Consider the following 14,119-nt stretch of genomic DNA (forward strand, 5'->3'; position numbering starts at 1 on the left):
GGTTTTAACTGCTTGAATCAATATTTTTTAAAACAATCAAATAATTCTGTAATGATTCTGTAAAAGCTTCGACTCAAGACAAAATAAAACAAACTGACGAATGAAAAAAATTACGTTAGCACTGTTAGGTTTAGTCTTGATAGTAGCTTGTAACAACACTCAGAAAAAAGAAACATCTTCTGATAAGACAGCAACAAAAGAAACAAAAGTTGTCAAAAAAACATATCCTGATAAATTACAGAGAGTATTTGATGCACATGGTGGAATTGAAACCTGGAATGCTGCACAAACATTGGTGTATGAAATTGTGAAGAAAGATCATAATGAAAAACATATTACCGAGTTACCATCACGAAAAACACGTTTGGAAGGAAAAAACTTTACCATAGGTTATGATGGAAAAGATGTTTGGTTATCACAAAAAGATTCTACTGCTTTTAGAAGCAACGCACGTTTTTATCACAATTTATATTTTTATTTCTATGCAATGCCTTTTGTATTAGGTGATGATGGAATTACATATACGAAAGCTGAAAGTTTGGAATACGAAGGAATTTTGTATCCAGGATATAAAATTTCGTATGGAGAAAATGTAGGTGATTCACCAGAAGATAACTACTTTATTTATTACAATCCGGAAACCTATCAAATGGAATGGTTAGGATATACAGTTACGTATTCTACAGGAAAACCAAGTGATAGAGTAAGCTATATTCGTTACGGAGATTGGCAAAAAATAAACGGAGTTGTACTTCCAAAGGTTTTGACGTGGTTTAAAACTAATGAGGAAGGAAAAGTAGCGGAACCAAGAAATTCAGTGACATTTGCAAACGTGAGTTTGAGTAATGAAGCTATGAAGAATAGTATATATGAACGACCTGAAGATGGAGTTGTCGTTCCTAAATAAAGGATGATCAAAAAAATATTGAAAAAGAAAAATGATCCCCCAAAAAAAATCCTCTTCGTGCTGAAGAGGATTTTTTATTTTATGTATGTAGTAACTTTTTATTGTCCATTTTTATACGCGCCGCCTAAGTGTAATTGCGTAGCATCAAATCCATTGAACATGATTTGATTTAAGCTATTGCGTAATTGAAAACGTTTTGTTGTAATATTTGGCAAAATAGAATGTTCTGAAATTACATTTTGAAATGCAGCAGCGACACTATTTTGATCAAATAAACCTCTTCGAATTCCTTTTTTTACATGTTCTCCAATGTTTGATAAGTTTGGTAAACGTTCACGAATATCAGAATACTCAGCAGCAATATCATTTGACAATTCTGAAAATGTTGGCAATTGAAAGTTTTCAATGACCGCATTTTCTTCTGTAATCTCAGTAGTATTGGTGTCCTGAGCAGAAACTTGCAATGCAGCAAGTAGCATAATTCCTAAAGCAAATTTTTGTATTGTTTTCATAACATTCATCTTTTATACTTACATAAGTAGCATGTTGTTCTATAAAGTTACTATTTTCCGTCGTATTTTTTCATATAACGCTTCCATAATTTTGTTTGGTGTGTTTCCAAACTCAATTCACGTCCTTCAATAAACGCATGTGTTAAGATGTTTCCGCGCATATCTAAGGCGTCACCTTCACTGATAAATAAAGTAGCATCTTTTCCTGTTTCCAGCGTTCCTAAGCGTGTATCAATTCCAAGAATTTTGGCCGTATTAGACGTAATTAACTGCAAAGCTTTTTCTTTGTCTAAACCGTGTGCAGCTACAGTTCCTGCTAAAAATGGCAAGTTACGCGTATTCATACGTTCCATCTGTCCACTGTTTTCCAAACCTACTAAAACACCAGCATCTGTAAGGATTTTTGCTTTCTTATAAGACATATCGTAATCTTCATCGTCTGTTTGTGGAACAGAATGTGTTCTATGTAATAAAACCGGCACTTTATTTTGACGCAATGTTGTCGCAACTTTATGGGCATGATAACCGCCAACAATGACAATTTTCATATTATTCTGCTTTCCAAAATCAATTGCATCTATAATTCCTTTTTCAGTATTCACATGTACAAATAAGCTTTGTGTTCCTTTCATAAGTCCATCCATAGCTTCATAAGGCAAGTTTTTCGGACTTCTTGCTCCGCTTAGGTAACTTTTTGCATCGTTAAATACAGTTTGAATTTCTTGTACTTGTTTTGCATAATTGTTGTTTGGACGCAAACCTCTTGGTTCGCCAAGCCACCAACGACCGCGCGTAAAGTTGTTTGGCCAATTGATATGAATTCCGTCATCTGCTTTTACAGCCGCATCTTCCCAATTCCAAGCATCGAGTTGCACTACAGACGAAGTTCCAGAAACACGTCCGCCACGTGGCGTAATCTGTGCTACTAAAATACCGTTTGGTCTACAGCTTTCCACAACTTTCGATTCTGAATTATAGGCAATCAAACTGCGAATGTGCGGATTGAAACTACCTGTTTCGTTTTGATCTCGTGTAGCACGTACGGCATCAACTTCGACTAAACCAAGTGTCGAATTTGGCGAAATAAATCCAGGATATACATGTTTTCCTTTCGCGTCAATAACCCTTCCTTTAGTTGTTATTTGAGAAGTTCCTATGTTTGTAATTTTACCACCTTCAAACACAATAATGGCATTTTCAATAACTTGTCCGTTTCCAATATGTGCCGTAGCACCAACAATTGAAATGGCTTGTGATTGCTTAGATGCAGGTGTTTGCTGTGCATAACTGAACGTACCGAACAAAACAGCTACACATACTATGTATTTATAAATATATTTTTTCATGTCAGTTACGATTTAAAATTCAACAGTATCACAGTGATGATGTACTTTATCTTTCTTCTTAGCAGGTTGCGTTTTCATGCCTTTATTTTTCTCTAAAAGCATCATATTCATCAACTCATTACGTTGGTTTTGAATATCGCGACGTAATTGCTGATCACGTTCTAAATCAAAATAAACAGTACCTTCAATCATGGTAGTTTGCGCTTTTGCGTAAATTGACATTGGATGATCTGTCCATAAAACTAAATCTGCTTGTTTCCCAGTTTTTACACTTCCAACTTTATCGTCGATATGTAATAATTTAGCAGGATTTAAAGTAACAAACTTCCAAGCATCTTCTTCAGAAACACCACCATATTTAACCGCTTTTGCAGCTTCTTGGTTCAATCTACGAGACATTTCGCCATCATCAGAATTAAACGCTACCACAACACCTTGACTGTGCATGATAGCTCCGTTATATGGAATGGCATCATTTACTTCATATTTGTAGGCCCACCAATCAGAGAAGGTAGAACCTCCAACTCCGTGTTCTTTCATCTTGTCAGCCACTTTATAACCTTCTAAAATATGTGTGAATGTATTGATATTGAAACCAAACTTATCAGCCACTTTCATCAACATATTGATTTCACTTTGTACATATGAGTGACATGACACAAAACGTTTTTTATTGAGGATTTCTAAAATTGTTTCCATCTCAATATCATAACGATACTTTCCGCTTTTTTTCTTGGCTTCGTATTCTTTAGCACGTTGAAAATAATCTGTAAAAACTTGCTCAACTCCCATACGTGTTTGTGGGAAACGTGTAGTTTCAGTATCGCCCCAATTACTTTGCTTTACATTTTCACCTAAGGCAAACTTGATAAATCCGTCAGCACCTTTAAAAATCATATCATCTGCGGATCGTCCCCATTTTAAACTCAAAATAGCAGAACGACCACCAATTGGATTTGCTGAACCGTGCAATAGTTGAATCGTAGTAACTCCACCAGCTAAGTTTCTATAAATATCTACATCTTCTGGATTTACCACATCTTCCATGTTCACTTCGGCTGTAGAATTATGTCCAGCTTCGTTGATCGCAAAAGCAGCAATATGTGAATGCTCATCAATCACTCCAGAAGTCAAATGTTTTCCGGTAGCATCAATAACTCTTGCACTACGATCGCTGAGGTTTTTCCCAATACGGGCAATTTTACCATCTTTTACAAGAACATCTGTATTTTGAAGAATTCCATCACTTTCATTGGTCCAAACCGTTGCATTTTTAAATAATACCGTTTCTTGTTGTGGAACGCTAGCCAAACCATAAGCTCCATTTGGATAAGAAATTGGGAGCACTTTTGGCGCTTCCATTTTTGAGTCTTTCTTTCCACCTTTTTTCTCGCCTGCTTTTTTAACTTCTTTTTGAGTAGCATTGAATGACGATTCAGAACCGTTTGCTAATAACGCTTTTCCAGAGAAATAAGTAGCATTTCTAACAGGAGCTGTCAAACGAATAAATTCTGTTTTTGTAGTATCAGGTGTTGTAAATTGTAGTTGCAACCAATCGTTTTTAAAAGAAATCTTTGAACCTAACTTCATCGAATCTTTCATTACGGTTGCTTTTAGTTTCTCTGGAGAACCTGCAATGTTGACATCGTACATGTTTCCAGCAACATTAAATGTATATTTTCCGCGAATGTCTTTATGTGCTTTGTCTTTAAATACATTCTGATTTCCTTGAACCCAGTTTTCATAGATCACTGTTTTCTTCTCAAAAATATCTCCAGATGTAATTAAAAAGTTTGCTTGACGTCCGTTTTGAAGTGTTCCAACTTTGTCTTCTTGCTTTAAAATACGTGCTGGAATCGTAGTTAATGCTTCCAATGCTTTGGTTTTATCCAAACCGTATTTAATAGCTTTTTGAATATTTGCTTTGAATTCGTTTCCAGATTTTACATTATGCATCGTAAAACTAAAGGTAATTCCTTTGTCTGCCAACGCTTTTGGGTTTGATGGTGCTTGATTCCAATGTTTCATCGCTTCCAATTCTACAACACCAGCCGCATACGGATCTGATACATCATAGGCTTTCGGGAAGTTGATAGGAATGATAAACGAAGCATTCGTCGCTTTCATAGCGTTGATGTTTTCATACTCAGTTCCATCGCCAACCATTACATATTGAATTCCAAATTCGTCACCAATAGCATCAGTTTTGATACTGTTGTGTTTGTTTCCAGAATGAAAGATTTGTACTAAATTTTTATTAGCTAATAAAGCTTCCAAAGCCAAATCTGTTCGTTCGGCATTTCCTTTCGAGTACCAATCTGCATCGTGGTACATTTGACGAATTAGTGCCATACTTCCCATTAATGAAGTTGGATACGATTGTCTGGAAGCATTGCTTTTTTGATACGATAAATATTGTGCAGAACGATTGTCTAAGATACGAGTACTATTATCTGCTTTGGTGTTGAGTGCGACTAACATTCCGTTTCCGCGAACAATTCCATCTTGTAAATGTGTGTTTACAGTTCCAAAACCAGCTTTTAATAAACTAGTCGCTTTCTTATTATCGAACGCAAATTTTTCAATAGGATTGATGTCTGGTCGAATATGATCATTCCAGTAATATCCTTTTCGTTCTGCATCATACTGCGGACTTCTTCTTCCACCAAAACTTCTTTTAGGTTTTGGTAATCCAAAGTCAGAATAAGGATCAATAAACGAAGGATATACACTTTTTCCTGTTAAGTCTACAACTGTAGCATCTTTAGGAATAGAAATGTTTGTTCCGGTTTGAACAACTTTTCCATCTTGTATGATGAGTGTTCCATTTTCGATCACTTGTGTGGGCGTGACATAAATTTTTGCATTGGTGAATGCTGTTATGGTGTGACTTTCTGTTTTGACGCCATCGTTTTTGGGAAAGTATTCCTGCGCAACGGCAGAAAGGCTACAGAAAAGAAGTAACAGCAGCAAATACGATTTTCTCATTGCTTTACTTTAGGTTTGATTGATTAGTTAAAAACTTAAAGATAAGGCTAGAATATACTTTGTATCGTGTATTAAGATTTTTTTAACGTTTTTGTCAGCATTTGTACGGGTTTCCCGTATTGATCTTGAAGCTCCTTGTAAGATTTATTATTGATGAATTGGAATCGCTGTATGTTGAATCCATTTTTGAATGAGTTGTCGGTTGGTAGTAATTTCAGCAAAAACAAAAATATCACTCTGAAAACAGGGAGAAGTTGCCGCTTTTTCAATCATCACTTTATCGTCGTAATAGCTTGAATGTAAAAAGTAAAGTTCTTTATTTTTAATTAAAACATAGCCAACATGATTGCTCAATCCCACAAAATACAATCCGTCAGTATATACTTTATTGAGTTTAGCTTTGAGTTGATCTTGTGAAATATTTCGATAGATTTTCAATTCGTTTTTGGGTTGAAGCGTAATGGCTTCATTCAAACCGCCTTGCTGTGCCATTTTGAAACGATTGAGTCGAAAGTTTAAATGTCTAAGTGTAGTTGAAACGAAATAACCGCAAGCAATTTCTCCATCGTTAGGAATGTCGGTATGTCCATTAAAATCCCAAGGTGTGCCATACCAATGCGGTACAATTTCATTTAGAAGCTTATGATACAAATAATTACCAGCAGAGTCGATGGCTTTTTCTTTGTTTTGTTGCAACATTCTTGCGAAATAAGCACGATCACTCTTTACGGTTTGTTTGATGGAATTGTAATTTCCTTTGGGTTTAAAATTGATACCTAATGCAATAGAATCGAGAGTGTTTTTAGGAGTTGTTTCTGCTACTTCCAAAGTCTCAGTAACTTTCTTTTTTGACGTTTCAGTCGTCGCTGCTGTTTTTTTAGGAGCCTTTGTGCAAGAAACTCCAAGGCAAAGTAATATTAAGTATAGAAATCGGTTCATCGTACTAAAATTAACGCTTTTCTTTCTGTTTTCGTGTCTTAGGTTAAGAAATTACGAATCAAACTTTACGATAAGCTTATCCAGTTTACAATTTGGGAGCATAAACGTAACAAGAGATTAATTTTTAACAAATATACATGTCACATATGCTAAATACTTTTGTTATAACAGGGAAGGTTATAACTAATGACCTGAAATATGAACGTAACAATGGAGTAGAAGGGTATATATCGAGATATACTAAACCCATTTAGTTGTGTGTTGAAAATGCCATTATTGGGGGATAATGGCATTTTTTTTATCATAATTTACCAGTAAAGAAACCACATAACTGTAGCTTAAAATTCCTTTCGATTGATTGTTTGCTTTTAAAAACTGATCAAAGGTAAATTTGAATAATGGTTTTAATGGATTTTTGTGTGAATTCCAAAACTCACGGACTTCATCATAATTTTTTTGAATTCCAGGATTTAAAGTTGCTTTTAAGCGTTCGTATTCTTCTTTATCTCTGTTGTGTACTTCTTTCAAACAATGCCAAGTCATAAAGTTGTAGGCGCCGTATTGAAAATAAATATCATCATTGTATAAAGCAGTCATACAGCCAATAAAATTAGCTTCGTTTTCCGCTGAATATCCAATCTGATGTGCTTTTTCGTGACTTGCGGTTACTGGAAATTTATACACTGGAATTTTATAATTAATTTGTGCTTCGTTGGTAAACGGATTGATGTAACCGCTGAATCCCATAATCGTTAAAAATCCACTATAAATAGAAGTCTTTAAACTCTGATTGGTAAATATAAACTTAGGTTCTTTTGCGCTAAAATTTTCGTATCCGTTCATCGTTTTCTCAAAAATTTCATTTGTAGTATACGGAACTTCCACTTTTACAGTGTCGTTTTGTGTAATTTGAAACTGAACAGCATTTGCTTTCGCGATGACTCTTTCGGTAAAACTTACAAGCTCTTCTGTAGTATACTTTCTATCGAGTTCCAATGATTTGTACAAAGGCAATCGATAATAATTCATTCCCCACAAAAGGTGAAAGGCAAAGTACACGACGGTAATTGTAATGTAAATATCTATCAAAATACGCTTGTATTCTTTGCGAACCAAACGGTAGTTTTTATAAATATATCGAATGATTAAAATACCAGCGATCGTATAAAAAATGTCGCCGATTGAAAACGGAATCCATCCAAAAACAATTCTGAAAAGTTTTGATATATACGGATACAATCCGTTACTGTAATAGGTTTCAACAAATTCTGGATAATTGCCAAGTATCTTAATAAGAAAGAATTGAAGGGGAAAAGATAAGGCAATTAAAATTTTTGTTCTCTTGGTCATAAGCAATACATTTGAACTCCATTCGGGAACATGATATGTAGCTAATGTAAAAAAACTAAATCACTATTGCTACGTTGAGGTGATATTTTTGTCATGATTTTGACAAATTTGAAAGGTATTTCATAAAAAACAATCGATTTTATTGTCAAAAAATTAACTTTGTGGACAATTATTCAATTCATAAAAAAAATAGAATGAGTCAAGAAATAAGAACTTTAGAACCAAATGCACTTTGGAATAAATTTGCAGATTTAAACGCGGTCCCAAGACCTTCTAAAAAAGAAGAACGTGTGATTGCTTTTATGAAGAAATTTGGAGAAGATTTAGGACTAGAAACTTTTGTAGACGAAGTTGGAAATGTGATCGTTAAAAAACCAGCAACTGCAGGAATGGAAGATCGCAAAGCCATTGTAATGCAATCGCATTTAGATATGGTACACCAAAAAAACTCGGATACAGTATTTGACTTTGATACACAAGGAATTGAAATGTTTATTGATGGCGATTGGGTAAAAGCAAAAGGAACGACTTTAGGAGCCGATAACGGACTTGGAGTTGCGACCATCATGGCAATTTTGGAAAGTAATGATATTGCACATCCTGCAATTGAAGCACTGTTTACAATCGATGAAGAAACCGGAATGACAGGTGCGATGGGATTGAAAGGCGGATTGCTAGAAGGAGAAATTTTATTAAACCTAGATACAGAAGAAGATGATGAAATCGGAATTGGTTGTGCAGGAGGAATTGATGTTACCGCAACACGCTCGTATGTAGTAGAAGAAACACCTGAAAATGTAGTAGCCTACACGATCGAAATAAGTGGATTGCAAGGAGGACATAGCGGAATGGACATTCACAAAGGTTTTGGAAACGCCAACGTGTTAATGAACCGCTTGTTATTTGATGGTTTTGAAAACTTCGGATTGCGCATTGCAGAAATTAATGGAGGAAGTTTACGAAATGCCATTCCAAGAGAAAGTGTTTCAACCGTGGTCATTGATAAAGTACATCAAGAAGCTTTTGAATTTGAAATGCAAACGCAAATCAACACGATCAAAAAAGAATTTGCAAGCATAGAAGAAGAGTTAGAAATTGAGTGCACTGCAACTGAAACACCTTCTGGAGTTATGGAATTAGGTGTGCAAGAAGGATTGACACGTTCTTTATATGCAGCACACAATGGTGTATTCCGTATGAGTCCAGATATTGAAGATTTAGTAGAAACCTCAAACAATATTGCGCGCGTTATTGTAAAAGATGGTGAGATTAAAGTTGGTTGTTTGACACGTTCTTCTGTAGAAAGTGGAAAAATGGACTTAGCCACAAAACTAAGAGCAACTTTTGAACTTTCTGGTTGCGAAGTAGAATTTTCAGGTTCGTATCCAGGATGGGCACCAAACATGAATGCATCTATTTTGCCAGTTATGGTCAATTTATATAAAGAATTAAATAACGGAGAAGAACCACATGTAGCCGCTTGTCATGCAGGATTGGAATGTGGAATTTTAGGAACAAACTATCCAGAGATGGAAATGATTAGTTTTGGACCTAACATTCGTGGAGCACATTCACCAGACGAACGTGCAAGCATTTCTTCGTCACAAAAATATTGGAACTATGTGTTGGAGATTTTAAAGAATATTCCAAAAAAATAATTCATACAAAAACATGTACAAAGGCCGTTTCAAAACTATTTGAAACGGCTTTTTGTTTTTAACATCATTCAAGCAATGATATTTTGCTAGTTCTTATTCCAATCGTCTGTTGTACAAGGAAGTACACGAGAAGTGTCTTCAATCGGACGCGGATCTTGTGGAACTGGTTGACAAGGCAATTGACTTTGACAACCAGAAGCAAAGGTGTTTACACTCATTGTTGTTGGAGCGCCACCATGTAATAGATTAGCTCTTAAAGCAGAGATAGTTTGTTTTTGTAATTGTAGTGTTTTGATCTGTTTTTTCATCTGAAATATAATTTTTTGTTTCATTGCAAATATCTTTCAGGTCACGAATTCTCAAAACAGGAAAATAAATAAAATAAGACCCGTGTTTTTCCCTGTGAAAAAGCCCCTTTTCAATGAAAAGAGGCTTTAATCAACATGTGAACATCTGTTTAGCAAGTTATAAATGTAGGTTGATTTGTTGTTTGTGTGTGTGTTGTTGGACAGGGTCCGCATCCTGAAGGTAGTGTTGGTAAAGGATCGCAGGCAATTAATAAGGATTTACAGTTTATCTGTATTGTTAAGCAATTCGTGTGAACTAATGTAAAGCGGATAAGTCCTCCGTGTAATTGCTCATCAGAAAGTTTCGCGATTTTCTGTTTGCGAAGTTTTAAAGAAAAATGTTGTTTTTTCATGATATATGGTTTTTTGGTTTTGCCCAAATATCACAATAAACAAGAGTATAGAGTAGCGTTGAAATACGTAATTGATACCGTGTTTTTCCTGAAAATTAGTACGGTTTGGAATAAGAGTATAAAAAAAGCTCTTCCCAAAGAGAAGAGCTTTCTAATGTATATGTTTTGTTTATTTATTTCTGAATTTCTACAATTTCTACATCAAAAATTAAGTTTGAATTTGCAGGAATTGGTCCATTAGCTCTTGATCCATATCCTAAATAAGAAGGAACCAATACTTTTGCCTTTTCTCCAACTTTCATACGCAATACAGCTTCTCTAAAAGCAGGAACCAATCGCGCACTTGTATTATAGATACTAGGAAAAGGATTATAAGCGCCTTGTGCTTCAGCAGCTTCACTGAAAATTCCTCCAGTTTCAGCAACACTTTTAATATTTGTATAAAATAATTTACCATTTTCTAAATAACCAGCACAGTTGATCATTACGGTATCTGAAGAAGTTGGTTTTACACCAGAGGCACTTGGTTCAGTTGTTACCATTACCATTCCTGTAGGTGATTCATACAATTCTCCTAAATCTTTATTCTCTTCTTTAAACTTTGCAATGGCTCCTTGCGCTTGAGCTTTTGCCTTTGCTTCGTATGCATCTTGCGTATCTTTTGCAAACTGCTGATACTTTGCAGGAAGTTTTGACTCATCTTCTGTAAATATTTTTACAGCGTCAAATGCTTTTGCATCTGCACCTACACGAATAATATTTACTTCGTTCATGATAACATCTTCATAAGGTTTTTTGCTATTTGGATCAACCGCAACATTTGAAATACTATCTTGAACTTCGATTCCTTTTATGAGTTGACCAAAAACAGAATGACAGCTTACACGTGGTCTGTTACATGGCTTTGGACCTCCATTAAGATCTACTGGATCTAAACTTGGATAAGGAACTTCTGTAATGAAAAACTGACTTCCATTAGTACCAGTTCCACCAGAATTTGCCATCGATAAAACTCCTGGCTTGTCATGTTTTAAATCTTTATCAAACTCACTTCCAAAACGATATCCTGGGTTTCCGCTTCCTGTTCCTGTTGGATCTCCACCTTGAATCATAAATTTGTCCATAACTCTATGGAAAGTAATACCATTATAATAAGGTTTTCCTTTTAATTCTTCTGAAAGCTTTGGATGTGTTCCTTCTGCTAATGCAACAAAATTGGCAACAGTAACTGGAACTTTTTGGTAGAATAGCTTTGCAAGCATCACACCTTTATTAGTTTTAATTTCAGCATAAATACCATCATCCAACTCTGTTTTTTGAGCTTTTGTGCATGAAGTAAATCCTAAAGTCATAATCACAATAAAAACGGTGATTGTTGTTGTAAATAATTTCATTTTAATTTTCTGTTTCTAGGTTTTTGTTGTCTTTTTTTATGTCAAGTAACGTTATAGTAGATTGAATCGGAACGTTGGTTCCAATGCGTTTGTTGTCTCCATGATATCCATACGCAATATGTGATGGAAAAAGAAAAGTGACTGTTTCTCCTTTTTTCATTAATTGTAATCCAAAACGTAAACCAGGAATGATTTGTTGTTTCTCAACTACATATTGTTGTATGCCGAGTTCTTCTTTTTTGTAAATAACATCACCTGTTGCCATTTTTGAGATATTGAACTCATATGTTAATGTGTCTCCTTTTTTAGGAACGTATGTTTCTGTCGTACTTTTATCATTGTAAAAATACCAGAAACCATTGTTAGAAGCCATATACGTGTTTAAGGTATCACGCTGTATATATTTTTGAATAGTAGCTTCTTCTTTGGCGATCAAAGCTTTGTTTCGTTCTACAGATTCTTTTAAAAAGGTACCTGAACGAATATTCACAGCTCTACGAGCTTCTTGTTGTGCACAAGAAACTACAGCGATGAATATGATGCCTAAGAAAACTATTTTTTTGAACATAGATCTATTTTAATTCGTCTTTGTAACCAGTTAATATTTTTGCGAATCTTTTTACAGTTGCTTCCATAGAAAGATCACTTCTTCCACCAGCTGCATTTGTATGTCCGCCACCATTAAAATGGGCGCGCGCAAATTCATTTACTGAAAAATCACCTTTTGAACGCAATGACATTTTTACATAGGGTTCTTGGAGATTTTCTATAAAGATTGCTGCAAATTTAATGCCTTTTAGTGATAATCCATAATTTACAAAACCTTCGGTATCACCTTTCTTAAAATCGTAACGTATTAATTCTTCTTTGCTTATAGTAATATATACGGTATTGTATTCTTCTAAAACGACCAAGTTTTTTAAAGCGCAACCTAATAATTGTATGCGACTTAAGCTGTTGGTATCATAAATAGCATTATGAATAGAAGCGTTTTCAGCACCTTTATCCATTAAGTTTGCTATAATTCTGTGTGTGGTACTTGTCGTTGCTTTGAAGCGAAATGAGCCTGTATCAGTCATAATTCCAGTATACATGCAGGTTGCCATTTCCGCAGTAATGCTGTCTTCATCACCTAAAAAAGAAATAAAATTATACACCATTTCACAGGTAGAACTCATATTGGTATCGGAATAGATGTATTGGGCATAATCTGAAGGTTGCTGATGATGATCAATCATTACAAAAGTAGCTTCTGTTGCAGCAACTACTGTTTCCATTTCACCAATTCGACTCAAATCATTAAAATCTAACGTAAAGATAACATTGGCTGCATTCAATAAAGTTTTTGCACGATCTTTTTCATAATCAAACTTTACAATTTCTGATTCACCAGGCATCCATTTTAAAAAATTAGGATAATCATTTGGAGCGATGATAACTGCGTTGTGTTGCCCTTTTTTCAAGTAATGCCAGAGTGCAAGCGTTGAACCAATAGCGTCGCCATCTGGATTTTTGTGTGGAATAATGGCAATATTTTGAGGTGTTTTTAGCAGCGATTTTACGCCTTGTATTTCTGCTTCAGTCATATAATTTAATTCTGTATTTCCATGGAAAATGCTATAAAAACGATGCAGATTTTAAGACTTCCCATTTCATAGCTGGCTAATATACTAAAATAGAGTTGCAAATAAATTGTATTTGTGTACTTTTGCACCGAAAATCAAATATGATTTTACAAAACAAGAATTTATAACAACTTATATATACTATAATGGCTGGAAAAAGAACTTTTACCATGATTAAGCCTGATGCTGTAGAAAATGGACACATCGGAGCTATTTTAGAAAAAATCACTGCTTCAGGTTTTAACATCGTTGCAATGAAGTTAACACAGTTAAGCAAGCGTGATGCTGAAGCATTTTACGCAGTTCACAACGAAAGACCTTTCTTTGGAGAATTGGTAGAATTTATGACAAGAGGTCCAATTGTTGCTGCAATTTTAGAAAAAGAAAATGCAGTTAGCGATTTTAGAACGTTAATTGGAGCTACAAATCCTGCAGAAGCAGCAGAAGGAACTATTAGAAATTTATACGCAACTTCTATCGGAGAAAATGCAGTTCACGGTTCTGATAGTGATGAAAATGCAGCTATTGAAGGTGCTTTCCACTTTTCTGGAAGAGAGACTTTCTAAGGAAAATATACACTATATTACATAGTAAGAAGCTTCAATCGTTTGGTTGGAGCTTTTTTTTTGATCGCTTCGCTTTTTGATCGCTTTGCTTTTTGATCGCTTTGCTTTTTGATCGCTTCGCTTTTTGATCGCTT

Annotated in this window: 13 protein-coding genes; 3 read left to right on the forward strand and 10 right to left on the reverse strand. The window is 34.9% G+C overall.

Annotated features, from left to right (window positions below):
- The first annotated feature begins 100 nt into the window (after positions 1–100).
- Positions 101–907, forward strand: coding sequence for a DUF6503 family protein (locus Q0845_RS25810; RefSeq protein WP_298520319.1), 807 nt, complete (start codon positions 101–103; stop codon positions 905–907).
- 98 nt (positions 908–1,005) lie between these two features.
- On the opposite strand, the gene Q0845_RS25815 is transcribed toward Q0845_RS25810, so the two are convergent.
- From Q0845_RS25815 to Q0845_RS25835, 5 genes are all read right to left on the reverse strand, one after another.
- Entirely contained in the window at positions 1,006–1,419 is a 414-nt protein-coding gene (locus Q0845_RS25815; RefSeq protein ID WP_298520321.1) for a hypothetical protein, read from the reverse strand.
- Positions 1,420–1,469: 50 nt separating this feature from the next.
- Positions 1,470–2,765 (reverse strand): amidohydrolase family protein, encoded by a 1,296-nt coding sequence (locus Q0845_RS25820; protein WP_298520324.1) that lies wholly within the window; start codon positions 2,763–2,765, stop codon positions 1,470–1,472.
- Between the two features lie 12 nt (positions 2,766–2,777).
- Positions 2,778–5,753 carry an amidohydrolase family protein gene (locus tag Q0845_RS25825; protein WP_298520327.1) on the reverse strand — a complete coding sequence of 992 codons (2,976 nt, stop codon included), beginning with the start codon at positions 5,751–5,753 and terminating at the stop codon, positions 2,778–2,780.
- 147 nt (positions 5,754–5,900) lie between these two features.
- Positions 5,901–6,692, reverse strand: a complete 792-nt coding sequence (locus Q0845_RS25830) for a hypothetical protein (RefSeq protein ID WP_298520330.1) — start codon at positions 6,690–6,692, stop codon at positions 5,901–5,903.
- Positions 6,693–6,965: 273 nt separating this feature from the next.
- Complete coding sequence (locus tag Q0845_RS25835) at positions 6,966–8,042, reverse strand: DUF3810 domain-containing protein (RefSeq protein WP_298520333.1); 1,077 nt, start codon at positions 8,040–8,042, stop codon at positions 6,966–6,968.
- Between the two features lie 194 nt (positions 8,043–8,236).
- Between Q0845_RS25835 and Q0845_RS25840 the strand changes: the two genes are divergently transcribed.
- Positions 8,237–9,700, forward strand: coding sequence for an aminoacyl-histidine dipeptidase (locus Q0845_RS25840; protein ID WP_298520335.1), 1,464 nt, complete (start codon positions 8,237–8,239; stop codon positions 9,698–9,700).
- An 86-nt stretch (positions 9,701–9,786) separates the two neighbouring features.
- Here Q0845_RS25840 and Q0845_RS25845 read toward each other — a convergent pair whose 3' ends face one another.
- From Q0845_RS25845 to Q0845_RS25865, 5 genes are all read right to left on the reverse strand, one after another.
- Positions 9,787–10,008 carry a hypothetical protein gene (locus Q0845_RS25845; RefSeq protein WP_298520338.1) on the reverse strand — a complete coding sequence of 74 codons (222 nt, stop codon included), beginning with the start codon at positions 10,006–10,008 and terminating at the stop codon, positions 9,787–9,789.
- Between the two features lie 149 nt (positions 10,009–10,157).
- Positions 10,158–10,400, reverse strand: a complete 243-nt coding sequence (locus Q0845_RS25850; protein ID WP_298520340.1) for a class I lanthipeptide — start codon at positions 10,398–10,400, stop codon at positions 10,158–10,160.
- A 173-nt stretch (positions 10,401–10,573) separates the two neighbouring features.
- Positions 10,574–11,794 carry a peptidylprolyl isomerase gene (locus tag Q0845_RS25855; RefSeq protein ID WP_298520342.1) on the reverse strand — a complete coding sequence of 407 codons (1,221 nt, stop codon included), beginning with the start codon at positions 11,792–11,794 and terminating at the stop codon, positions 10,574–10,576.
- Between the two features lies 1 nt (position 11,795).
- On the reverse strand, positions 11,796–12,362 hold the full coding sequence (gene gldI, locus Q0845_RS25860) for a gliding motility-associated peptidyl-prolyl isomerase GldI (RefSeq protein WP_298520349.1): 567 nt from the start codon (positions 12,360–12,362) through the stop codon (positions 11,796–11,798).
- 4 nt (positions 12,363–12,366) lie between these two features.
- Complete coding sequence (locus Q0845_RS25865; protein WP_298520351.1) at positions 12,367–13,380, reverse strand: bifunctional oligoribonuclease/PAP phosphatase NrnA; 1,014 nt, start codon at positions 13,378–13,380, stop codon at positions 12,367–12,369.
- A 185-nt stretch (positions 13,381–13,565) separates the two neighbouring features.
- Here Q0845_RS25865 and Q0845_RS25870 point away from each other — a divergent pair, with 185 nt between their 5' ends.
- Positions 13,566–13,985 (forward strand): nucleoside-diphosphate kinase, encoded by a 420-nt coding sequence (locus tag Q0845_RS25870; protein WP_298520354.1) that lies wholly within the window; start codon positions 13,566–13,568, stop codon positions 13,983–13,985.
- The last annotated feature ends 134 nt before the right edge of the window (positions 13,986–14,119 follow it).

Source organism: uncultured Kordia sp. (assembly GCF_947489565.1).
Classification (GTDB): domain Bacteria; phylum Bacteroidota; class Bacteroidia; order Flavobacteriales; family Flavobacteriaceae; genus Kordia.